The 22,903-nt window shown below is 44.4% G+C and carries 20 protein-coding genes and 1 tRNA gene; 13 read left to right on the forward strand and 8 right to left on the reverse strand.

All coding sequences use genetic code 11. The features are described from left to right. The first annotated feature begins 91 nt into the window (after window positions 1-91). The 9 genes from dnaE (at window position 92) to E0H88_RS10015 (ending at window position 13,667) form a co-directional block, all read left to right on the forward strand. Window positions 92-3,661, forward strand: a complete 3,570-nt coding sequence (dnaE, locus tag E0H88_RS09975; protein ID WP_131274055.1) for a DNA polymerase III subunit alpha — start codon at window positions 92-94, stop codon at window positions 3,659-3,661. A 34-nt stretch (window positions 3,662-3,695) separates the two neighbouring features. Then, window positions 3,696-4,553: an RNA methyltransferase gene (locus E0H88_RS09980; protein ID WP_092819366.1), complete on the forward strand. Its 858-nt coding sequence runs from the start codon at window positions 3,696-3,698 to the stop codon at window positions 4,551-4,553. Next, the gene (cysE, locus tag E0H88_RS09985; RefSeq protein ID WP_092819365.1) at window positions 4,546-5,355 is read left to right on the forward strand and encodes a serine O-acetyltransferase; all 810 of its coding nucleotides are present in this window, start codon (window positions 4,546-4,548) and stop codon (window positions 5,353-5,355) included. Before E0H88_RS09980 ends, cysE begins: the two co-directional genes overlap by 8 nt. Before the next feature lie 111 nt (window positions 5,356-5,466). After that, window positions 5,467-6,381, forward strand: a complete 915-nt coding sequence (locus E0H88_RS09990) for an ABUW_2363 family tetratricopeptide repeat lipoprotein (protein ID WP_131274056.1) — start codon at window positions 5,467-5,469, stop codon at window positions 6,379-6,381. 131 nt (window positions 6,382-6,512) lie between these two features. Continuing rightward, window positions 6,513-8,522: an esterase/lipase family protein gene (locus E0H88_RS09995; protein WP_092819363.1), complete on the forward strand. Its 2,010-nt coding sequence runs from the start codon at window positions 6,513-6,515 to the stop codon at window positions 8,520-8,522. 327 nt (window positions 8,523-8,849) lie between these two features. Continuing rightward, complete coding sequence (gene mutS, locus E0H88_RS10000) at window positions 8,850-11,486, forward strand: DNA mismatch repair protein MutS (RefSeq protein WP_131274057.1); 2,637 nt, start codon at window positions 8,850-8,852, stop codon at window positions 11,484-11,486. Between the two features lie 200 nt (window positions 11,487-11,686). Beyond that, window positions 11,687-12,010, forward strand: a complete 324-nt coding sequence (gene fdxA, locus E0H88_RS10005) for a ferredoxin FdxA (RefSeq protein ID WP_067729501.1) — start codon at window positions 11,687-11,689, stop codon at window positions 12,008-12,010. Window positions 12,011-12,152: 142 nt separating this feature from the next. After that, on the forward strand, window positions 12,153-12,866 hold the full coding sequence (locus E0H88_RS10010; RefSeq protein ID WP_131274058.1) for a D-Ala-D-Ala carboxypeptidase family metallohydrolase: 714 nt from the start codon (window positions 12,153-12,155) through the stop codon (window positions 12,864-12,866). 135 nt (window positions 12,867-13,001) lie between these two features. Continuing rightward, window positions 13,002-13,667: an O-methyltransferase gene (locus E0H88_RS10015; protein WP_131274073.1), complete on the forward strand. Its 666-nt coding sequence runs from the start codon at window positions 13,002-13,004 to the stop codon at window positions 13,665-13,667. Between the two features lie 142 nt (window positions 13,668-13,809). Here the strand turns inward: E0H88_RS10015 and E0H88_RS10020 are convergent, their stop codons facing one another. The 8 genes from E0H88_RS10020 to E0H88_RS10055 all read right to left on the reverse strand — a co-directional run bounded on the left by E0H88_RS10020 (window position 13,810) and on the right by E0H88_RS10055 (window position 19,563). After that, complete coding sequence (locus tag E0H88_RS10020) at window positions 13,810-14,652, reverse strand: universal stress protein (protein WP_131274059.1); 843 nt, start codon at window positions 14,650-14,652, stop codon at window positions 13,810-13,812. A 133-nt stretch (window positions 14,653-14,785) separates the two neighbouring features. After that, window positions 14,786-15,403 (reverse strand): acyltransferase, encoded by a 618-nt coding sequence (locus E0H88_RS10025; RefSeq protein ID WP_131274060.1) that lies wholly within the window; start codon window positions 15,401-15,403, stop codon window positions 14,786-14,788. Beyond that, complete coding sequence (locus E0H88_RS10030) at window positions 15,396-15,995, reverse strand: IMPACT family protein (RefSeq protein ID WP_131274061.1); 600 nt, start codon at window positions 15,993-15,995, stop codon at window positions 15,396-15,398. The genes E0H88_RS10025 and E0H88_RS10030 overlap by 8 nt, the downstream gene beginning before the upstream one ends. A 161-nt stretch (window positions 15,996-16,156) precedes the next feature. Continuing rightward, entirely contained in the window at window positions 16,157-16,903 is a 747-nt protein-coding gene (gene lptB / locus E0H88_RS10035; protein ID WP_131274062.1) for an LPS export ABC transporter ATP-binding protein, read from the reverse strand. Further along, entirely contained in the window at window positions 16,903-17,469 is a 567-nt protein-coding gene (gene lptA / locus E0H88_RS10040; RefSeq protein WP_092819356.1) for a lipopolysaccharide transport periplasmic protein LptA, read from the reverse strand. Before lptA ends, lptB begins: the two co-directional genes overlap by 1 nt. Further along, window positions 17,453-18,001 carry an LPS export ABC transporter periplasmic protein LptC gene (gene lptC / locus E0H88_RS10045; protein ID WP_092819355.1) on the reverse strand — a complete coding sequence of 183 codons (549 nt, stop codon included), beginning with the start codon at window positions 17,999-18,001 and terminating at the stop codon, window positions 17,453-17,455. The genes lptA and lptC overlap by 17 nt, the downstream gene beginning before the upstream one ends. A gap of 41 nt (window positions 18,002-18,042) precedes the next feature. After that, window positions 18,043-18,582, reverse strand: coding sequence for a KdsC family phosphatase (locus tag E0H88_RS10050; RefSeq protein WP_092819354.1), 540 nt, complete (start codon window positions 18,580-18,582; stop codon window positions 18,043-18,045). A gap of 3 nt (window positions 18,583-18,585) precedes the next feature. After that, window positions 18,586-19,563: a KpsF/GutQ family sugar-phosphate isomerase gene (locus E0H88_RS10055; protein ID WP_131274063.1), complete on the reverse strand. Its 978-nt coding sequence runs from the start codon at window positions 19,561-19,563 to the stop codon at window positions 18,586-18,588. Between the two features lie 270 nt (window positions 19,564-19,833). On the opposite strand from E0H88_RS10055, the gene E0H88_RS10060 reads away from it, so the two are divergent. From E0H88_RS10060 to E0H88_RS10075, 4 genes are all read left to right on the forward strand, one after another. Further along, window positions 19,834-20,529 carry a DUF1826 domain-containing protein gene (locus E0H88_RS10060; protein WP_131274064.1) on the forward strand — a complete coding sequence of 232 codons (696 nt, stop codon included), beginning with the start codon at window positions 19,834-19,836 and terminating at the stop codon, window positions 20,527-20,529. Window positions 20,530-20,870: 341 nt separating this feature from the next. Further along, window positions 20,871-22,292, forward strand: a complete 1,422-nt coding sequence (gene cysS / locus E0H88_RS10065) for a cysteine--tRNA ligase (RefSeq protein ID WP_131274065.1) — start codon at window positions 20,871-20,873, stop codon at window positions 22,290-22,292. Between the two features lie 65 nt (window positions 22,293-22,357). Beyond that, a tRNA-Gly gene (locus tag E0H88_RS10070) sits at window positions 22,358-22,433 on the forward strand. 301 nt (window positions 22,434-22,734) lie between these two features. Beyond that, window positions 22,735-22,903, forward strand: a 169-nt coding sequence (locus E0H88_RS10075) for a helix-turn-helix domain-containing protein (protein ID WP_131274066.1), incomplete at its 3' end; no start/stop codon positions are given.

The raw sequence follows: 22,903 nt of genomic DNA on the forward strand, positions 1-22,903 counted from the left end.
TGACCTAAAAGTTAGCCATTTCCCCTCAATTTCAAACTGAAACAATAAATCCCGTGCTAAACTATCCAGTGGTTTTTGCAGGGACTCATTTATGCACTTTGTTCATCTTGGTATACATACAGAATTTTCAATTACAGAATCTATCGTACGTGTATCTGATCTTATTAAAGCTGCTGCAAATGACGAAATGCCAGCATTGGCCATTACCGACTTGTCCAACCTGCATGCTGCGGTAAAATTCTATAAAAAATGTCTGGATAAAGGCATTAAACCGATTTTTGGTTCTACCCTGCGTCTGAATGATGCAGAGCACAAAGTTACTTTGCTTGCCATGAGCAAAAAGGGATGGCGCAGCTTAACCGAACTGGTTTCTGAAGGCTATATCAGCGGGCAACAGCTGGATATTCCCTGTGTGCAAAAAGAATGGATTTTAAATCAGCAGGAAGATTTAATCGTTCTACTCGGCCAGCACAGTGATGTCGGCAAAATGCTGCTGACTTCCAACCCGCAAAAAGCAGAACCGCTATTGCAGGAGTGGATTGAGAAATTCGGCAACCGTGTTTATTTGGCCTTAACCCGTACCAACCGCCCAGGTGAAGAAGACTTCATTCAGGAAGCGGTCAAACTTGCGAAAAAATACAATATAGGCGTGGTGGCGCATAACGACGTGCACTTCATTACACGGGATGATTTTGAAGCGCATGAAGCCCGGGTCTGTATTGCCGATGGTTATGTACTAGGCGATGACCGTCGCCCGAAAAATTACAGTCCTGAACAGTACTTTAAAACTGCGGTGGAAATGACGGAACTATTTTCAGACATTCCGACCGCCATTGAAAATACCTACCATATTGCCAAACGCTGCAACGTCAGCCTGCGTTTAGGCTTTAATGACTTGCCGGACTATCCGATTCCGGAAGGTCATACCATTGATACCTACTTTGCGCATTTATCCGAACAAGGTCTGGAAGAACGACTCAACTTCCTGTATCCACCTGAAAAGCGCGGTGAAGACTGGCCGGAAATCCGTAAACCCTATGACGAGCGTTTAGCCTTCGAAGTGAAGATTATTCTCGACATGGGTTTCCCGGGTTACTTCCTGATCGTGATGGACTTTATTCAGTGGTCCAAAGGCAACGGCGTCCCTGTCGGTCCAGGCCGTGGTTCAGGTGCCGGCTCACTGGTGGCATATAGCTTGAAGATTACCGATCTGGATCCCCTGCGTTACGACCTGCTGTTCGAACGTTTCTTGAACCCGGAACGTGTGTCGATGCCCGACTTTGACGTCGATTTCTGTATTGCCGGCCGTGACCGCGTAATTGACTATGTGGCACGGACTTATGGCCGGGACGCGGTATCGCAGATTGCCACTTTCGGGACCATGGCGGCCAAAGGTGCAATTCGGGACGTGGCACGTGTTTTAGGTAAATCCTATGGTCTGGCGGACCGTATTTCCAAAATGATTCCAACCAAGCCCTTGGGTTTGAGCCTGGAAGAATCGCTGGAAGCTGAGCCGCAGCTCAAGGATATTGTCACCAATCCGTCCAACCCGGACAATGACGATGCCGCTGAAATCTGGGAAATGGCACTCAAACTTGAAGGCATTACCCGAAATACCGGAAAGCATGCCGGTGGTGTGGTGATTGCACCGACCAAGCTGACCGACTACTCAGCCGTGATGTGTGATGCCGATGGGACCAACCGTGTTGCCCAGTTCGATAAGGACGATGTCGAAGCGGCCGGTCTGGTCAAGTTCGACTTCCTGGGTCTGCGTAACCTGACCGTAATTGAAGATGCGATTAAGCATATCAACGCACGTGCGGATGTCACTGAACCGGTCAATATTTCCTATATTCCGCTGGACGATAAACCGGCCTACGAAATCTTTGCCAACGCCAACACCACTGCGGTATTCCAGTTTGAATCCGTCGGCATGAAAAAGATGCTGAAAGAGGCACGTCCAAGCAAGTTTGAAGAAATTATTGCTTTCGTGTCCCTGTACCGTCCGGGTCCAATGGACCTGATTCCTGACTTTATTCATCGTATGCATGGCGGTGAATTTGAATACCTGCATCCCTTACTGGAAAAAGTTCTGGAACCGACCTACGGCATTATGGTGTACCAGGAGCAGGTGATGCAGGCTGCACAGTTCTGTGCCGGTTATAGTCTGGGCGGTGCGGATTTGCTGCGCCGTGCCATGGGTAAGAAAAAACCTGAGGAAATGGTCAAGCAGCGCCAGATCTTTATTAAAGGTGCTGCTGAAAAAGATATTGATGAAGCGACCGCCAACCATATCTTCGACTATATGGAAAAATTTGCCGGTTATGGTTTCAACAAATCGCATGCTGCCGCCTATGCCCTGGTGGCTTATCAGACCGCATGGCTAAAAGCGCATTATCCTGCAGAGTTTATGTCCGCGGTGATGACCTCGGAAATGCAGAACACCGACAACATCGTGTTCCTGATTGATGACTGCCGTATCAATGGTCTGGAAGTTCTTCCCCCATCCATCAATATGTCCTTATATAACTTCCATGCCAGCAGTCCAAATACTATTGTCTATGGTTTAGGCGCAATTAAAGGCGTAGGTGAAGCTGCAATGCAGTCGGTAATTGATTCACGCATACAGGATGGTCCTTATAAAGACTTGTTTGATTTCTGCCACCGTGTAGATTTGAAAAAAATCAATAAACGCACCCTTGAAGCACTCATCCGTGCAGGTGCGATGGACTGTTTGGGCATTGAACGTGCCAGCCTAATGGCACAACTGCCTGAAGCGGTTCAAGCCGCAGAACAGGCCCGTTCTAACCGTGAAACCGGCATGATGGACCTGTTTGGTGAAGTTGAGGAAGTTCAGCGCAAACCCGCCAAACCGGTCAAACCGTGGTCAGATGAAGTTCGCCTCAAAGGTGAAAAAGACACCTTGGGACTGTATTTAACCGGACATCCGATTGATGTGTATCGCCCGGAACTCAAGTCTTTTATTCCTGCACGGATTAATGAACTCACGCCTACACGCCGTGGCGTGACTACCGTATTCGCCGGTCTGGTGGTGGATGTCGCCAACTTCCCGAACCGCATGATGGTGACTCTGGATGACGGCACCGCACGTATAGAAGTATCAGCCAATCACGAGCGTTTCCAGCGTTTTAAAGACATCATTCAAAATGAAAAAGTGGTGGTGATTGAAGGGGAAATTTACGAACGTGAAGGTTTTGACCGCCCTATGGGACGACTGACCAAAGCCTTTAGCCTGAATGAAATACGTCAGAAACGTGCCAACAGCATTCAAATCAAGCTGAACGCGGAACACCTGAATGCTTCACTCAGTCAGGATTTACGCAAAATCTTAACGCCATTCTGCAATGTCGATATGTGCAATCATATCCCGATGCAATTACACATCGATTATCCTTATGCCTCTGCCGATATCAACCTGGGCTTAAACTGGAACGTGGCTCCACTGGATGAATTGCTGGCGAAACTACGTGACTATTTTGGTAAAGACGTGATTCACATTGAATATCAGGTCAAATCCAAAGCAGCCAAGGCCGTCAGTTACGAGCAGGCCATGCCTGCAAATGTCCCGCCGCCGCCAGCCAATGTGAGCATGGATGAAGCAATGGACATGTATCAGGCTGAAGCCACCCAATATTCCTAATTTTTTAAATATTTAAATTCAAATCGGACACCTTATGAGTCAAGTTGACAATGCTGTGGTTTCCGCACATCTCTCTCATGTGCGTATTGTCATGGTCAATACTACCTTGCCTGCCAATATCGGCAGTGCATTACGCGCCATGAAAACCATGGGCCTATCCAGGCTGGTACTGGTGCAGCCTAAAACCTATCCGCATCCGGATATTGATGCCCTGGCTGCAGGTGCAACCGATCTGATTGAACAGATTGAAATTGTACCGACGTTGCAAGAAGCGATTAAGGATTGCCATCTGGTGTTTGGCACCAGTGCACGTAGCCGCACCATTCCCTGGCCTTTACTGGATGCCCGTCCGGCTGCGGAAAAATCATTGCAGGCTGTAGTACAAAACCAGCAGGAAGTTGCGGTGATTTTTGGCCGTGAGGATCGTGGCCTGACCAATGAAGAACTGGCAATGGCCAACTATCATGTGACCATTCCGGTCAATAGCGATTATGGCGTACTGAATGTCGCCCAAGCCATTCAGGTGATTTGCTATGAAATGCGCATGGCTGCCATGGCATTGACTGAACAGAAGAAAGATCCGGAAGCCGCCATGCATGTCACCGATGAAATTGACATGCAGTGGGATGAGCCTTTGGTCACCCATGAACAGATGGAACAGTTTTACCCGCATATTGAAAAAATGCTGGCCGAAATTGAGTTTATGGACCCGAAAAACCCACGATTATTGCCTTTACGCTTGCGTCGTTTATTTGGACGTATACAATTAGATCGTATGGAATATCATTTACTGCGTGGCATCTTTAGCCGTGTACAGGCATTGAACAATGGTACATGGAAAAAATCTACAGACAAAACAACCGGTTCCTCAGAGGATCAATCTAATGCTTAAACAGCTCAAAGAAGACATCCAAGCTGTATTCGCGCGCGATCCTGCAGCACGAAACACTTTAGAAGTTCTCACCACCTATCCCGGCATTCATGCGCTGATCATGCACCGTATTGCCCATGAACTTTGGCAAAAAGAGTGTAAAGGCTCTGCCCGCCTGCTGTCTTCTTTTAGCCGTTTTGCAACCGGCATTGAAATCCATCCGGGTGCCAAAATCGGTCGCCGTTTCTTTATCGATCATGGCATGGGTGTGGTGATTGGCGAAACGGCTGAAATCGGAGACGATGTTACGCTTTATCACGGCGTCACCCTGGGCGGTACCACCTGGAACAAGGGTAAACGTCATCCTACCCTGGAAGATGGCGTGGTGGTTGGTGCAGGTGCCAAAATTCTGGGACCATTTACTGTCGGTAAAAATGCCAAAGTCGGTTCCAATGCCGTTGTCACCAAAGCAGTGCCTCCAAATACAACTGCTGTAGGAAACCCGGCCCGCTTCATTACCAAAGACCAGCCGAAAGATGCAGAAGAAGCCCGCCGTCGTGATTATGCAGAAAGTATTGGCTTCCAGCCGTATGCAGCCACACAGGACCAGTCAGACCCGATTCTGGATGGCATGCGTGTGCTGCTTGACCGGATTCAGCTCAATGAAAAACGCATGAACACCTTATGTCAGCGTTTATCCCTGCTCGACCCGACCTTTAAAAAACAGCAGCAAAAAGAACAGCCTTATAGTGTTGAAGAACTTAAAATTATTGAAGATGTGCGCCGTGAATGCGAAGCGCAAAGCAGTCAATCCAAAGCCTAATTGGCTGTTCTGAATATTAACAAGCCCTTACTTGTATGTTCCTGAGAGTTTTTTTAGACTGAGGAACATACCTATTTCCCAATTTTAAAATTAAATGAACGGATGATCTCTATGACCCTTAAGCCTTTGGCATGTACATTAATTGCTGTTGCTTTACTCTCAGCGTGTAGCTCGACACCGACAAAAGATAAAAAATCGAATGCACCGATCGTTTTCACTGAACCTGAATTGACTGCTCCATTTTATGCGCTAAATCCATTTAACTATGATGCACCGCCTCCATTTGAAATTGCCTTACAAAAAGCTGCTGCACAGCCTGTAACCAAAATGGAAGTTACACTTCCAGGTGACCCGAGTAAAAAAGTGACCCTGGATGTCAACAAGCTGATTATTCCTACCGTCAACAGCAAGCAGCGTAATGTAAAATATGCAGTCATGGCGGGTGAAAATGAATTTGATGTCACCGAAATTGATGATTTCTTGCAGTTGGTCGAAGGCAAGGCACGCCATTACCCGCCTCGTTTTACTGAACGTCAGGAACGTAAAGGCTTTGAAGCCAAGCTCAAACAAGTGACTCAGCAGCTTGATACCCTGGCTGCTAGAGACAATGCTTCTTTTGATGTATTGATTCGCGCATTTAAAGCCAGTGTTATGGCGCGTAACCTGGACCTGGGTTCAGTCTATACCACCAAGTCTTTAACTTACGCACAGCGCATTTTAAAAATTAACAAAGAAGATGCCGAGGCAAACTTCTGGTTCGGTTTTGGCCTGTCTGAAGGCGGTGGTCAACGTGAAGCCATTCCTTATTTGGACAAAGCCATGAAGGCAGGTGTGCAGGAAGCGTATTTATCTGCGGCAAACAATTACATTGCCATGGAGCAGAAGAAAAATGCGATTCAGGTCTTGAAAAATTACAAGGTGAAATATCCGCAGGAAGCTGAAGTTGCTGACCGTTTAATTGCCGAAATTGAAAAGCAAGGTCGCTGGAATGTATGGCAGGTGCTTAATCCAGCCAAGGCACCTTAATTTTTGCTTTTTTAATGAGCCTTTTAAATAGACCGTTCAAAACGGTCTATTTTTTATGCACGAATTGAAAATTAAAACAAATATCGTATGATGAAGAAAAACTCAAACAAATACTCACGTAGACCATCTTTATGCCAAAACAAATATATAAAGTTTTATTTGCCTCGCTGCTGAGTAGTTACCTGCTCACCGGGTGCCAAATTGTGAGCGTCAAAAGCCAAGGCATTAATGTCACGATTGCCAATGAACGTGAAAGTATTCTTACCCGCAATAAATTGAGTGAAGCCAGTTTAAATGTACTGTCCATGACCGGTCGTGAAGCTAAAATCTGTTCCGACCAACCCGACCAGTGTATTCAGGAACTGCAACAGATTCCGCAAATTCAGGACGAACAGCTGCTCTCTACCTCCAGCGAAATCTACCTGGCCAAAGCCTTGGAATTTGAAAATTCTTCTGAGTGTAAAACCAGTACCTTAACCAGTACCCGATCCGAAGAAAAACAGAAACAGCAACAACTGACCTATGATAAATGTCTGGATCAGCAACTGTATATGCTGGATAAAAGCATCCGCTACAGCTATGCCTACATGTTTAAAACCAAACGTCAGCCCAAAGACCGGATTTTTGACAACCGGCAGGTGCAAATACGTGATTTTTATAATCTGGCACTGGCCAAACTGGTAACTGCTTATGCCTTGCGGCATAAACCTACTGTAGTTGAGCCGCAGGTCAAGGTCGGCAAAAGTATTTATCAGATCAACTTTGATTACTATCCACAGCTCAAAAATCAGAAAATCGAGCAGCTGCTTTCCAGTTATAACCTGAATTTTTCAGGTTTACGCTCCATTAACCGTCGTGATGGTTTTGGTTCAGAATTTGTCCTGGTTCTACCGCAGGTCAAGGATGATATCGGCGAAGGGAAAAATAAATATATTATCGACCCGATGAATTTCAGCTACAAAAACGGCGTCAATCCGAATATTCATCAGGCCCGCTATTTGGCTGCAACCCTGACCGCACAGCCCAAAGCGGCCAGCAATGTAGAAGACATTTTAAACAATGCAGAATTTGAAATAAAAGCCTTTGATCCGTACAAATATGATCAGGTCAATATGGCAGGCAAGACCTATCCGCTGGCTGGAAACTTTTCTACGCCTTATGGCTTATGGCTGGCACAGAACAATCTCGGCCGGGCAGCCTATTTAACCCTGATTGACCGAGATGACCATCTCACCATGCCGCATTTATATATGCTGGAACCGTATAATCCGAATAAAAAAGTGATTGTCTTAATCCACGGTCTGGCCAGTAGTCCCGAAGCATGGATTCGTCTGACGAACGACATTATGGGTGACACGGTACTGCGGGAAAATTTTCAGGTCTGGCAGGTGTTCTATTCAACCAATATGCCGATTATGGAAAGCCGCTTCCAGATTTATGCCCTATTGACCCAAGCCTTTGCGCAGGTCGATGCCAATGCCCCGGCCAAAAAAGATGCAGTGCTGGTTGGACATAGCATGGGCGGCATTATTGCCCGGCTTTTGGTCAGTGATGCAGACGTGACCAAAAAAGCGTTATCGATGATGAATAATCGTCAGTTAAACAAGTTTCAGAAATTACCGATTATTTCGCAGCGTCTGGTCATCAAGGACATTCCTAATTTCTCCCGTGCGATTTTTCTGGCCACTCCGCATCGGGGAACCGATTATGCCGATCGCTGGTTTACCAAGGCAGCACGTAAAATCATCCGTATTCCCGGTGCCTTCCTCTCTGCGATTAGCGATAGCATACAAACTCAGGACCTGGACCTCAAAGAACTGTTACAGCAGATCGATCATGGCCTGATTCAAAATGGGCCGAGTGATTTAAGTTATCAGTCCAAGTTTATTGAACTGAGCAAAGACATTAGCCCGCGTAAAGGATTGGCCTTTCATTCCATTATTGGCAATATCACCGATAGTCGCGATATCAATGTGATCACGGATGACGTGGTGCGTTATAAGAGTGCCCATCTGGAGGGTGCCGTTTCGGAAAAAATTATTAAGGGGGGGCATTCCATTCAGGAAACACCGGAAGCCGTTTTAGAATTGCGCCGTATCTTGCGTCTGCATCTGACCAGGCTGGGCCTGCATCAGCCCTAATGTCCGCTTGAGTTTTCCAGCCACATCGACCGGCAGCGTCATGTTCATTGCCGGTCCGATGCCCCTGCTATGCCCGCATAACACTGTTCTTCTAATTTTTATCCATTTACTGCAAAGCATTTTTCGCAATTCATGCAAATTTGGTAAGATGTCTGAGCGACTGAAACGCCGTTTTTTCATAGCTCGGTTTGGCTTGAAAATAACAATAATGCTCAAGCCAGCGTCTAGGATTTTACGATGAGCGTTTCATGCATAAATTTGAAATTGGTGAGACAGCCAAGTTTTTTAAAGATTCGATGTATTTAAATATTTAAGGATTTTACCTCAATGAGTTACCCGGAAATCATGGCTGATCTTTCCACTTTAACCCCGATGATGCAGCAGTACATGAGCGTCAAAATGCAGCATCCGCACTCCCTGATGTTCTATCGTATGGGTGACTTTTATGAACTGTTTTTTGACGATGCCCATAAAGCCGCCAAATTATTGGGGATTACCTTAACCCACCGCGGAAAGGCCAATGGTGAACCGATTCCCATGGCAGGCGTTCCCTATCATGCCGCTGAAGGCTATTTGGCCCGCCTGGTGAAAAAAGGCGAAACCGTGGTCATTTGCGAGCAGCTGGGCGAAGTGACTGGTAAAGGTCCGGTTGAACGCGGTGTGGTACGTATCATTACGCCTGGCACCCTGACCGATGATGCGTTATTGAACAGTCATCAGTCTTCCAATCTGGTTGCACTTTGCTTACATCAGGGGCAGATTGGTATCGCACTGCTGGATTTGAGTGCCGGTATTTTCAAGGTGCAGCAACAGGAATTTCAACAAGAGCAACTGGCAATTGAACTTTCACGCTTAATGCCAAGTGAAATTGTGGTAGATGAAGATATTGTCGATCCGAATATTATCGAGCAGATAAAAAAGCAGCTCGACTGCCCTGTGACCCGTCGTCCCAATGTCGACTTCAACTTAAATAATGCGCAAAAAACCTTATGTGACCAGTTTGCAGTCGCTACCCTTTCCGGTTTTGGAATTGATCATTTACCGCTGGCCAAGGCTGCGGCAGCGGCACTGATCCATTATGCCAAAGAAACCCAGAAAACCGCTTTACCGCATATCCGCTCCATTCAGCTGGAACAAAGCAGTGACTTTATTGCTTTAGATCCGGTCACACGACGTAATCTGGAACTGGTGGAACCCTTATTCGAACATGGAACCTCCCTGTTCCAGCTCATTAATGACTGCCAGACTGCCATGGGCGCTCGACTGCTGAGCCGTACCCTGATGCAGCCCTTGCGTGATACCAAAATACTTGATGCCCGTCTGGATGCTATTGCCGCCATGTTGGGTGGTTATCATGAAGCACCGATTCGTCTAGTCCTTAAAGAGATCAGTGATATTGAACGTGTACTGAGTCGTGTCGCTTTAGGCAGTGCACGTCCACGTGATCTGGTACAGCTACGTCAGGCCTGTGCGCAAATTCCTTTCTTGCGTCATGCCCTTCAGCCAATGGTACAAGCCAAGCAATCCGTTCTGATTCAGCAACTGACAGATGAGCTGGGAGATTTTCATGGCCTGCATCAACGCCTGATGTCTGCGATTGTCGAAAATCCACCAGTATTACTCCGTGATGGCAATGTCATTGCAGAAGACTTTGACAGTGAACTGGATGAGCTGCGTAAAATCCGCGATCATGCGGGCCAGTTCCTGATTGATCTGGAAGCTCAAGAGCGTGCCAACACCGGCATTTCAACCCTGAAAATTGGCTATAACCGGGTCAGTGGCTACTATATTGAACTGACCCGCGCCCAAGCCGAGCAGGCACCGGATCATTACATCCGTCGTCAGACCTTGAAAAATGCCGAACGCTATATCACGCCCGAACTGAAATCTTTTGAAGATAAAGTCTTGTCGAGTGAATCACGTGCCCTTGCGCGTGAAAAAATGCTGTTTGAAATGCTGCTGGATGAATTACGTCAGGACATCGGCAATTTACAAATGATGAGCAGCGCGATTGCACAGATAGACATGCTGGCCAATTTTGCCCATCAGGCGCGTTTACGCAACTGGTCCCGTCCAGAATTCAGCCCTGAAATTGGGGTCAAAATTGTGGCAGGCCGGCACCCGGTGGTGGAAGCCTTAAGCAAAACCGCCTTTACTCCGAATGACACCAGCTTAGATTACAATCACCGTATGGCCATTGTAACCGGGCCGAATATGGGTGGTAAATCGACCTTTATGCGCCAAACCGCGCTGATCAGTTTACTGGCCTATTGCGGTTCCTATGTGCCTGCCCAGTCCGCAGTATTAGGGCCTATTGATCGGGTGTTTACCCGTATCGGTTCAGCAGATGACTTATCCACCGGTAAATCGACCTTTATGGTGGAGATGACCGAAACCTCACAAATTCTGCATCATGCCACCAACCAGTCTTTGGTGCTGATGGATGAAGTCGGACGCGGAACCAGTACTTACGATGGCCTGTCTTTGGCTTGGGCCTGTGTGATCGACCTGAGCAAACGGATTAAATGCCTGTGCCTGTTTGCCACCCATTATTTTGAACTCACTGAACTGGGCAAGGAATCGGGAATTGATAACTATCATGTCACGGCCAAGGAACTGAACGGTAATCTAATACTGCTGCACAAGGTTCAGCATGGCCCTGCCAGTCAAAGCCATGGCTTACAGGTGGCAAAACTGGCCGGCATTCCTGCCAGCGTGATCAAAGAGGCGCAAAACCGCTTGAAGATTCTGGAAAAGCAGCAGCATCAACAGGTCAATAAGGTAGTACAAAATGATCTGTTTAGCGCAATCGATGAACCGGCTGTAGAAGTTATAGAACGTGTAGTGGAAATTGAAAAAGATGTGCCTGCACTGAATCTGTTAAGATCGCTGGATGTGGACAATCTTTCTCCGCGGGAAGCCTTGCAACAGATTTATGCCTTAAAAGATGCCCTGGAAAGCTAGTTTAAATCTGCGCCAGAAAAAGACTTCTAAATAGAAGTCTTTTTCATTTACTACATATATTTAAATAAATATTCAATTTTTATTAAAATTAACAGCCTTATATATAATAAATATCAATAAAAGCAATTGTTAGTTAGCAGCATTTTTGCCTAAAATACAGCAAGAGTAACTAGAACCATATTTTTTAGGTAGCTGTCGCCATGACCTTTGTTGTCACTGAAAATTGTATTAAATGTAAATACCAAGACTGCGTAGAAGTTTGTCCGGTAGATTGTTTCTACGAAGGTCCAAATTTCCTCGTGATTAATCCAGATGAATGTATTGACTGTGCATTATGCGAACCTGAATGCCCGGCAAATGCTATTTTCTCGGAAGATGAGTTACCTGAAGGTCAGGAAGTCTTTATTGAACTGAATGCTGAACTGTCGCAAAAATGGCCAAATATCACTCAAATTGGTGATCAGCCTGCCGATCGTGAAGAATGGAACGGTAAAACAGACAAGTTACAGTATCTGGAAAAATAAGACTGTTCTTGGACTTGCAAAAAAGATCAGCAAATGCTGATCTTTTTTTATACTTAAAAAAACATTTGATTGCAATATTTTCAAATTTTATCCTTCAAATTGGATTAAAATAGCTCGTATTTATAAATATTTGATTTCTATAATGAAGCATGTTTTAAAGGGCTTACTGGGCATAAGCCTAGTCCCACTTGTCATGATTGGATGTAGCACATCTCCTCATAAACAAGGGCAAATACCCGATGGAAAACGGATCTTCATTCCTCAAGAACGTATTAGCCTTGAGCGCCCAATTCCACCTAAAACAGTACCTTATGTTTATAATTCATGGATTGCCATCGGCGATAATTTACATCGTGTCCGTGAATATGAAAGTTTTCTGGAACGCAATGGGGTCGGCAATATTATTCCGAGTTTCGAATTGTTGCGTTCTGCTCGTGACTGGCAAAAATGTGGCCGTGCCCAATACATGATTCCAAATCGTGAATTGTGGAGCAATCAAATTGCAACCTTACGCGTCTTTAAATATCTGGTTGCCGCCAAAGTGCTTACCGACTTTGAAGTGACCTCCGTTTATCGGGATTTGCCGCTTAACCAGTGTGCCGGTGGTGCAAATTCATCACGTCACTTATTCAATTCGGCAATCGATTTTCGCATTGGACCTGCAGTTCCCCAAGCTGAAGATTTTGCTTTTATTGAAAACACCAAATTTAAATTGTGCCAGTTTTGGGCCCAGTACGGACAAAGCCTGAATATGGGGTTGGGCTTGTATGCTTCTGGTCAAATCCATATTGATACCCAAGGTTACCGTACCTGGGGGCCAGACCTGTCACGCCACAGCTCGATGTGTAATTTTTAAAACCGTGTATTGCAGTAAAAAAGAGATCTTGCTGATCTCTTTTTTATTGTCCTCTTTTCAATAAATCAAAACGATAAATTGCACTCTGAATGGAAAGGTTTAAAATGCATGCATCGCAACACAGGTGACCAGACTATGCAACAAATGTGGACAGAGATTGATGCTTACATCGATGCACATTTAATTCCAGAAGACCCCATTCTGCTACAGACATTAAAAAACACTGAAGATAAAGGTTTTCCAGATCACCTCGCCGTCGCGCCCAATCAGGGCATGCTGCTGCAAATGCTGATTCAGATGAACAAATGCAAGCGCGTGCTTGAACTGGGTACTTTTGCTGCCTACAGCACCATGTGGCTGGCTCGTGCCCTGCCAGAAGATGGCTACATCCTGACCATTGAAGGTCGTGATACCCATGCGGCTTTGGGTCAGGAAAACATTGATCGTGCCAAACTTCCGCAGACCATTGATCTTAAAGTCGGTCGTGCTGCAGACGTATTAAAGGCATTACCTGCCGATTTTGAGCCCTTTGACTTTGTGTTTATTGATGCCGACAAACAAAGCTATGCAGAGTATCTAGAACTCAGCTTAAACCTGTCCCATTCAGGGACCATTATTGTGCTGGATAATGTGATTCGCGCTGGTGAGATCATTAATCCTGACAATCACAAACCAAGTATTGAGGGCATTCGCGATATGTTTGCAGCCTTGCAAGACCATCCTCGAATTCTCTCTTGTACCGCATTACAAACAGTTGGCAGCAAAGGCCATGATGGATTTGCCCTGGCCATAGTGAAATAATATGACACAAAGGTTAAAAAACAGTCTTTTTGTTTTTCTATTTTTTTATTAATAACTTACAAATACTGTCCATATAGTTATCCACAAGTTATGCGGATAACTATGTACAATTATTCATCATACCGATCAGGTGCGGATGAACTTATTTCACCACCAGTAAGGGTACGGTTGAATTTCGGAAGATACTGGTTGCCACGCTTCCCAAAAAGAACTGGCGAATTTTACTGTGACTAAATGCACCGAGCAATATCAGTTGTATGCCGTGTTCGCTTTGGTATTCCAGTATATTTTCCGAGACATCGCCATAACGGTATTCCGTCACCACATCCATTCCGGCATCACGTAAATACTGTGAAGGCTCATTCAGTATTTCCGGATGATCACCTACATATAACAGGTGACATTGCAATAATCTGAGTAAATCACTTTGCGCGACACGTTTCATCAGATTAACGCAGGTCGGTGAATATTCATAGGCAAAAATGAATCGTGTGGGTGGCTTAAACTGTTCCCCCACAGTCATGATGGTACATTTTGCGCCACGGATAAAATTTTCCACATTACTGCCTATTGGTTTGTTGCGTTCCGCAGAACGCTCTCCGACCCGGCCAATAATGGCAATGTCATCTTCTTTAAGCACATGAAAACTTTGCTCCAGGAAATCGCCTTTTTCCTGAAGATGCGAGGCGTTAATCTGATACTTCTGCTGAATCATGTCAGAAATATGATTTAAAAGATTGTTGCTGTAATCCAGTGCCAGTTCACTTTGTTTCTGTTCAAGTTCTGCCAGTTCTTTCAGTAACATTGCATTACTTTCAAAACCAATCACCCCACTGATTTCACCCAAATGATAACTTGCTGGGTAATAGTCTAAAACCTGTAATAATACCAATTCACGTTGTGTCTGCTTTGCGACCCATGCTGCAGCTTCGGCAACTGCATTTACGCATGGAGAAGAATCAATACAAGCGATTACACGTTTCATTTTCGCCTCGCTTTTCGCCTATACAGGCTTTAAGTCTAATTGTTATTTTTAACTTAGCATAACTCTTCACCACTGTGCATGCTTTTATGTAATTAAACTTACTGGCTGATTCATATTCATTTTATTGGATTTTTTAATCCCGATGACGAATAAACTTCGCCGGATTCCCGGCAACAATAGTCGCCTTTTCAACATTTTTTGTGACCATGCTATTCATGCCCACAATGGCATGAGCATCAATTTTTACTCCATCTTTGACACCGACATGCGCGCCCAGCCACACATCCTGCCCAATCTCGATACCCTGAGAACGTACCGGTTGCTGGTAAATGGGCTGTGCAAGCTCCATGCCGTGGTCAAAGGCATATAAATGACAGTATGCCGCCATACGCACCTGGTCATGCAGCTTGATGCCCATACGTCCACCATCCAGAATGCAGTGATGGTTGATGGCCACTTCATTGCCAATTTCTAAAGGGCCATGCAAGGTACAGTCTGCGGCAATAAAGGTATTATCGCCAATCGTTATTTTCCGGCCCGGCTCGGCAAAAATATGGGCCAGCGGTGAAATAAAACAATTTTCACCAATTTCGACAGTTTCCATTTCCATCAAATAAGCTTGATATTCTTTTTGCCACTGTTCTGCCCAGCCGCGATTTTTCGGTTTTAATGACCAGTACAGCCAAGGCATGTAATTCAAACGGTGCTTATGCTGTTCACGATATTTTAAAAGCGGGTCTTGCTCAGTCATGTTCAGGCTCTTCTATAATTTTGAGTTGTTCGCGCCCGCGGGTCACATCCTGTATTTTCAGTGCCAAAGGCTGAATCTGGTGGACTTGTAATAGGGCTTCGACCTGTACGCCTGTGGCGGTATATTGTTCCTGAAATTCGATGTGTTGCTGGTTCAGCTCATATTGAAAAATAGCCCACTCATTAAACTGGCAGGCAAAACTGATTTTTTTCTTTTCAATCAGCTCAATTTTTTCCGCCAGTAACAGGCACTGCCCGGCACAACCGCCATAGGCGCGAACCAGACCGCCAGTTCCCAGTTTAATACCACCATACCAGCGGTTGACCAGAACAATGACATTGGTCAATTCATTGCCTTCAATCGTGGCCAGAATCGGTCGGCCTGCTGTGCCGGACGGCTCTCCAGCATCATTAAAACGGACATTGTGGCCAATTTTCCATGCCCAGCACTGATGTGTGGTGGTGATATCTTTATGCAGTTCTAAAAAATCTTTTACTGCCTGTTCATTTTCTACAGGAGCAGCAATCGCCTGAAAGCGACTTTTCTTAATGTCTTCTTCAAAAGTAACGGATGAGGCAATGGTAAATGGCATAAATCTGGAATAAATAACAACACAACGGCAGTATAGCCTGTTTTGAATGGCTTGCAGATACAAAAAAACCTTCTATAAAAGAAGGTTTTTAAATTAAAAAAGTATTGTAAGTTAAATGATACTGTAATTTATAAGATTAGATCATTCTGATTAAACTTTAATTAAACGGTAAAGTCTTCACCCAAATAGACTTTACGCACAGTATCATTTGCAAGCACTTCTTGCGGTGTACCCTCTGCAATTACCGCACCTTCACTAACAATATAGGCATGCTCACAAATCGCCAAAGTTTCACGGACGTTATGATCGGTAATCAGCACCCCAATTCCACGGTCTTTAAGATTACGAATAATATCTTTGATGTCCCCGACAGAAATAGGATCGACCCCGGCGAAAGGTTCATCCAGCAGCATAAACTTAGGATCGGCAGCCAAAGCACGGGCAATTTCTGCACGGCGGCGTTCACCACCAGACACACTCATCCCCAGTGAATCCTTGATATGACTGATTTTAAAGTCAGCCAGCAATTCATTTAAACGCTGTTGACGCTGCTGTTTGTTCAAATCCTTACGGGTTTCAAGAATCGCCATAATATTTTCAGAAATCGTCAGTTTTCTAAAAATGGAAGCTTCTTGCGGCAAGTAACCAATGCCCTTACGCGCACGCTCATGCATGGCCAAGTCGGACAAATCAAGATCATCCAAGTGAATCTCGCCCTTGTCCATTCGAACCAAACCCACCACCATATAGAAACTTGTGGTTTTACCTGCACCATTTGGACCAAGTAGGCCTACAATCTGCCCACTCTGCATCTGGAAAGAAACATCCTTGACCACCCATCTTTTACTATAGTTTTTTGCCAGATGTTTAATACACAAGGTTTGGGGTTGATTTAGCGATTGATCCATTAATCACGTGCTCCCGGGAATGATTTTGAACTAGATGGCGGAATAACGATTTGTACGCGACCTGAAGATGAACCGGTACTGTTTGGTGTGCCCGTTGCCTCAACATCACCCTTATTCATGCTGTATTTCAAAGTATTACCGCGGATACTTGCCCCATCCTGCTGTAAAAATGCATTGCCAGACAAGGTGATAATGCCAGTTTGGGCATTATAAACAATTTTCTGCGCCTGACCTTTTGCCAAACCCTTATTCACCTCGGTTTGTTGTTGAAAACGTGCCGGACCGCCTGTCGCCGTAATGCTACTGATCTGTTTTTGACTGTTCAGATTGGCAACAATAGAGTTGGCTTGCAATCTCATGGTGCCCTGTTCGATGATGACATTTCCGCTATAGGTCGTCACCCCGGATTTTTCATTATAGGTAGCACGGTCAGCAACCAGTGAAATAGGCTGATTTCGGTCAGATGGAATGGCAAACGCCGCTGCCGACGAGAATACAACCAAACCGGCTAAAGCTGCCTGTTTAAGCAAAGTTTTAGACAATGTAAGCTTAAGATTGTGGTTCATATTTTCCTCGAATATTAAAAAATTCGTATTGACCGTCATTTAGATTGGCTTTCAGACCCTGGCTTACAAATTCAGCTTGCGGAGATTGCACATTGACCTGTTTATCTGTCTCAATTTCCCGGGTTTCGGGATATCCGGTTAATTCCTGGGTCTGAAACTGCATTTTGCCCTGTGGCATCAACTTGGTCGCCACGACATTTCCCGACAGAACCACCCGTTGATTGTCATCATAACTGTTCGCCACTTTGGCATAAAAAGTGGCATCAACTGCGCCATTTTTATACAGCGAGGCATTCAGGTTTTCCAGTTTGGCCGTTTCCTTTTGCATGTCCTGTTCCATACGGTCGACCTGAGCACGGGCATACAAATTACCGTTGTCATCGGTTTGAGTCAGATTAATTTTTTCAGCGGAATAGGTCATGCTTCTGGCTGAATCAACCTCAAGCTTGTTGCCCTTACCACTGTAATAGTAGTAACCACCACTTATAGCTGCAATTGCTATAGCAGTCAGGTATAAAACTTTTGTATCCATAAGTGTGGCACTTAACTCAAATTCAATGAATTGTTTAACAATTAATGTGGGGCAGCGGTATAGGTTTCAAGCAGCTGTTCATAAGCCCCTTTGGCCGTCAGAATCATGTCGCAGATTTCACGCACTGCACCACGGCCACCCATAGCCTGAGTGACAAGGTCAGCACGGCGTCGAACTTCGACATGACCATTCGGAACAGTCACTTTCATACCGGCAATGGCAAATGCCGAAAGATCAGGCCAGTCATCGCCCATATATAAACAGTCTTCTGGAGCAACATTCAATTGGGCACAGGCTTCGCGTAATGCAGTGCCTTTATCTTCACGACCCTGAAAAACCAGGTCTACGCCCAAGTCAGACATGCGCTTTTCCACAATATTGCTTTTACGTCCAGTAATAATAATGACTTTTACACCGGCTTTCTGTACGAGTTTCATACCTAAACCATCACGGATATCAAAGGACTTGATTTCATCCCCGGTATTGGTCAGGGTGACAAAACCATCACTCAGAATTCCATCGACATCAAGAACCAAAGCTTCAACATGGCGCGCCTGTTCCAATAAAATATAAGATGCCATTTATTAATTTACCCCGGCTTGAATCAGGTCATGCATGCTAATCACGCCAATAACCTTGTTTGCACTATCTACTACAACAAATTGATTGATTTTCTTTTCGTGCATGCGCTCTAGGGCTTCAACGGCACGTGCCTCTTGCGAAATGGTCAATGGACTTTTAGTCATGACCTCAGAAACCGGCAAGTTCACATCAAAGCCTTGTTGTTTATCAATTAAACGACGTAAATCACCATCAGTAAAAATACCCAATAGAACGTCATTTTGGTCGACAATTGTGGTTAAACCTAGGCGTTTGTTTGAAATTTCGTATAAAACCTGGTTCATTGGTGTATCTGGAGAAACTTTTGGCAATTCTGTACCTGTGTGCATGAGGTGTTCGACATGCAACAACAAGCGTTTACCCAAGGCGCCGGCAGGATGAGACAGCGCAAAATCATCGGCAGTAAAGCCACGTGCATCCAGCAAGGCAACTGCCAAGGCATCGCCTAAAGCCAGAGTTGCCGTGGTGCTTGATGTCGGTGCCAGACCCAGTGGACAGGCTTCCTGAATATTCCCCAAAGTTAAGGCCACATCGGCATTTTGCGGCATAGGGCCTTTGTTGTCGCCACTAATGGTAATTAGAGGAATTTCCAGACGCTTGATTAATGGCATAAGCATCATGATTTCATCACTCTTGCCCGAGTTAGAAATGGCAATCAGCACATCGCCAGGAACCAGCATGCCTAAATCGCCATGTCCCGCTTCACCTGGATGCATAAAGAATGACGGTGTACCTGTAGAAGCAAAGGTTGCTGCCATTTTACGGCCGATATGCCCTGACTTACCCATACCGGTAATGACTAAACGCCCTCGACACTTCAAGATGATTTCACAGGCACGACTAAAACGATCATCAATTTGTGTTGCCAATATTTCCAGTGCTTGTTCTTCTATACGCAAAGTTTCTAATGCAACTTTTTGAAAGTCTATTTGATTTGGCATATTTGGTGGGTTCAAAATAGGTTTACCTTTACTCTATACAGAGTTGATTCAATCAAGCAAAAAATAATTTTCGCAATTTTATCATATCTATGCAAATGTCACGTTTCTAAATTACAAGATTTCAATAATTGTGCAGAAATTATGGTGAGTGAACCTAGGTTTATCGCGAACTTCATCCTTACTTTCTTCAGGTCATGTGTCATGAATCATTCTGCATTTATGTAAAGCTGAGTGTATATTATTAGACTTGGTTGATTATTTAATTCTCATATGAAAAATACGCTTTCTGATCACAAACAAATTGGTGTGGTTGCCACTTTTCCTGAACTGGTCAATTCCAAGTTTCAAGGAAATATAAATGCCATGTGCTGGTATAGAAATCTGGCTGGTGATTTTAAAGAGATCGTGAGTAAACTTGAATTAAAAGAGAATATTACAGAAGTTTCTGTGGAAGATCTTTTAGCGCTGCAACTTTCAGAACAAGGTCATCTGGCTCGGGAAGTGATCTTAAAAGATATCCAGCTATTAACCGATTTCGGAGCCTCCCCATCTCTTAACTTACTTAAAAGTTATGAACGGGATGAAGAGCTGGATTTCATTGCAACAGATGTGTATTCCTATCACGTGGACCGCTCACCCATAGAAACCGATACTTTTTTATGTACTTATGCTGGTTGTGCCAGTGATATTTTGCCAAATGATCAGGTTGAGCAAAAGATTTTGATTCCCGAAATAAGAGCAAAGCTGAAAGACTTACATGATGGTCCAGAAGCCGAGTTCGAAAATTTCCTGGAAGAATATTTCTTTGATTTGCATTATGCACCCAAAGCGGATGCAACACCGATCAATTTAGGCCAGGGACATCTTTGGCGTTTGGCTGTCGATCATCCAACGCAGCCCGTTTTGCCTTGTGTGCATAGAGCGCCTGCTGAAGCGGGTGAATATAGACTTCTCGTGATCTGTTAAATATTGATGAGATAGAGAGCTCACTTGAGCTATAAAATCTGGATGTTACATCTATCTATTCAATGCTCTTCTTAAATGCTCTAGAGGAACGGGACAGATCGGTCCGTATGAACTCACATTCCCGCTATACAACCGTTTTGCTTGCTCAATTGTTATTTCTCAGGTATCACTGATTATTTTCATGAGCAGTGAGCTTTCTTAAGCCATAAGTAATGACATTAAATTTTCATATCGAGTTTTATATTCCCTAAAAAACTTCTGCATTTTTTCGTTTTAACTTTATGAAAAAAAATGCTTAGGTTAAGATGAGCCATCTTTTGTAAAAGCATCTTAGAAGACCTATGCAGCCATTTGTTCTATATAACTCAGAGCAACGTAAAAAAGTAGAATTCTTACCTCGTAAAGAAGGTCATATCGACATGTATGTCTGCGGTATGACCGTATATGACTACTGTCATATTGGGCATGCTCGAGTGATGGTTGCATTTGACTACATTATCCGTTTCCTGCGCAGTCAGGGCTGGAATGTAAAATACGTACGTAACATTACCGATATTGACGACAAAATTATTAAACGTGCCAATGAAAATGGGGAAAGCATTACAGCTTTAACGGATCGTTTTATCAAAGCGATGAATGAAGATGCTGAAAACTTGGGTTGCCTACATCCAGATGAAGCTCCACGTGCGACAGATTACATTGACCAGATGCAAAGCATGATTGGTAACCTGGTCAATAAAGGTACTGCTTATCCATCATCAAATGGCGATGTCTATTTTGAAGTGGAAAAATTTGCCAAATATGGCCGTCTTTCAGGCCGTAAACTGGAAGATATGCAGGCCGGTGCTTCTGAACGCGTTGATGTTGAAGTAGAGAAAAAACATCCATTTGACTTTGTGCTGTGGAAACATGCCAAAGAAAATGAACCGTCTTGGGCTTCACCTTGGGGCAATGGCCGTCCAGGCTGGCATATCGAATGTTCGGCAATGTCAACTTGCTGCCTAGGCAATCATTTTGACATTCACGGTGGCGGTTCAGACCTGATGTTCCCGCACCATGAAAATGAAATTGCACAGTCTGAAGCATCTACGGATGAACAGTATGTAAATTACTGGATGCATGTCGGTTTCATTAATGTTGATGGCGAGAAAATGTCGAAGTCTTTAGGCAATTTCTTTACCATCCGTGATGTGATGGAAAAATTCCACCCTGAAGTGATCCGTTACTTTATTGTGTCTTCACATTACCGTAGTCCGGTGAACTTCTCGGATGTGGCATTAAAAGAAGCCAAAACAGCCCTTTCTCGTTTCTACCATTCATTTAAGGCTTATCAGCAGGTCTACTGTGAAAAAACCGTAGAAACTCTGGATGAAGCATTGGTTGAACGTTTTAATACTGCTATGCGTGATGACTTCAATACAGCAGAAGCCATTGCTGTACTGTTTGAAATCAACAAAGAACTCAACCGTGCAGTGAAAGACGAAAACCAGGAGCAGGCAGCGGTTTATTATTCAACTTTACGTCACCTTACCAATATTCTGGGTCTGGTTCAGCACAATGTTGATGACTTCTTGAAGTCTGATATTGGTCAGGAAGCATTAGGTTTATCTGAAGAACAGATTGAAGATTTGATTCAGCAGCGTAAAGATGCGAAAAAGGCCAAAGAATTTGCCAAGGCTGATGAAATTCGCCAGTCTTTACTGGACCAAGGCGTGGTTCTGGAAGATACACGTCAAGGCACCATTTGGCGTCGTGCTGATTAATTAATCATTTGGAAGCATAAAGAGTTGACAGTTAAAAGAAACTCTCTATAATTCACTTCCATATTGCGGGAATAGCTCAGTTGGTAGAGCATAACCTTGCCAAGGTTGGGGTCGGGAGTTCGAGTCTCCTTTCCCGCTCCAGAATACGAAAAGCCCAGATCAATTGATCTGGGCTTTTTTTTATCTATGAATCTCATTAAATTTTAAGCTGAATATACGCCAAACCCATAATGATAGTTCCACTTAAACCACCTAATAATAAAACACACAAGATGGTTTGCTATTGCATAGATGGTTTAGAAAATTAATTAAAATAATTTACAGGCTCGATAATAAATCGCAGATTCAAATCCCAAGTGCGACACATTTGTAGTTAGTTGAAAAAGTTAGGTGTATTCGTAGAATCATTGGACTTTTTCAACTCGCAATTGGAAAGCACACAATGAAGAAATACACCCAACTTTCTCAAGATGAAAGATACGAAATTTATGCTACTTTGAAAAGTAAAAGTTCAATCGCTACCCTTGCTCGGGAGTTAGGGCGTTCACGATCAACCATCTACCGTGAATTAAAAAGAAATACTGGGCAACGTGGATATAGAGCTCAACAGG

Source organism: Acinetobacter sp. ANC 4216 (assembly GCF_004331195.1).
Classification (GTDB): domain Bacteria; phylum Pseudomonadota; class Gammaproteobacteria; order Pseudomonadales; family Moraxellaceae; genus Acinetobacter; species Acinetobacter kookii.

Coding starts and splice junctions, on each gene's coding strand:
- dnaE (WP_131274055.1), top strand. CDS start 92: ATGCACTTTGTTCATCTTGGTATACATACAGAATTTTCAATTACAGAA.
- E0H88_RS09980 (WP_092819366.1), top strand. CDS start 3,696: ATGAGTCAAGTTGACAATGCTGTGGTTTCCGCACATCTCTCTCATGTG.
- cysE (WP_092819365.1), top strand. CDS start 4,546: ATGCTTAAACAGCTCAAAGAAGACATCCAAGCTGTATTCGCGCGCGAT.
- E0H88_RS09990 (WP_131274056.1), top strand. CDS start 5,467: ATGACCCTTAAGCCTTTGGCATGTACATTAATTGCTGTTGCTTTACTC.
- E0H88_RS09995 (WP_092819363.1), top strand. CDS start 6,513: ATGCCAAAACAAATATATAAAGTTTTATTTGCCTCGCTGCTGAGTAGT.
- mutS (WP_131274057.1), top strand. CDS start 8,850: ATGAGTTACCCGGAAATCATGGCTGATCTTTCCACTTTAACCCCGATG.
- fdxA (WP_067729501.1), top strand. CDS start 11,687: ATGACCTTTGTTGTCACTGAAAATTGTATTAAATGTAAATACCAAGAC.
- E0H88_RS10010 (WP_131274058.1), top strand. CDS start 12,153: ATGAAGCATGTTTTAAAGGGCTTACTGGGCATAAGCCTAGTCCCACTT.
- E0H88_RS10015 (WP_131274073.1), top strand. CDS start 13,002: ATGCAACAAATGTGGACAGAGATTGATGCTTACATCGATGCACATTTA.
- E0H88_RS10020 (WP_131274059.1), bottom strand. CDS start 14,652: ATGAAACGTGTAATCGCTTGTATTGATTCTTCTCCATGCGTAAATGCA.
- E0H88_RS10025 (WP_131274060.1), bottom strand. CDS start 15,403: ATGACTGAGCAAGACCCGCTTTTAAAATATCGTGAACAGCATAAGCAC.
- E0H88_RS10030 (WP_131274061.1), bottom strand. CDS start 15,995: ATGCCATTTACCATTGCCTCATCCGTTACTTTTGAAGAAGACATTAAG.
- lptB (WP_131274062.1), bottom strand. CDS start 16,903: ATGGATCAATCGCTAAATCAACCCCAAACCTTGTGTATTAAACATCTG.
- lptA (WP_092819356.1), bottom strand. CDS start 17,469: ATGAACCACAATCTTAAGCTTACATTGTCTAAAACTTTGCTTAAACAG.
- lptC (WP_092819355.1), bottom strand. CDS start 18,001: ATGGATACAAAAGTTTTATACCTGACTGCTATAGCAATTGCAGCTATA.
- E0H88_RS10050 (WP_092819354.1), bottom strand. CDS start 18,582: ATGGCATCTTATATTTTATTGGAACAGGCGCGCCATGTTGAAGCTTTG.
- E0H88_RS10055 (WP_131274063.1), bottom strand. CDS start 19,563: ATGCCAAATCAAATAGACTTTCAAAAAGTTGCATTAGAAACTTTGCGT.
- E0H88_RS10060 (WP_131274064.1), top strand. CDS start 19,834: ATGAAAAATACGCTTTCTGATCACAAACAAATTGGTGTGGTTGCCACT.
- cysS (WP_131274065.1), top strand. CDS start 20,871: ATGCAGCCATTTGTTCTATATAACTCAGAGCAACGTAAAAAAGTAGAA.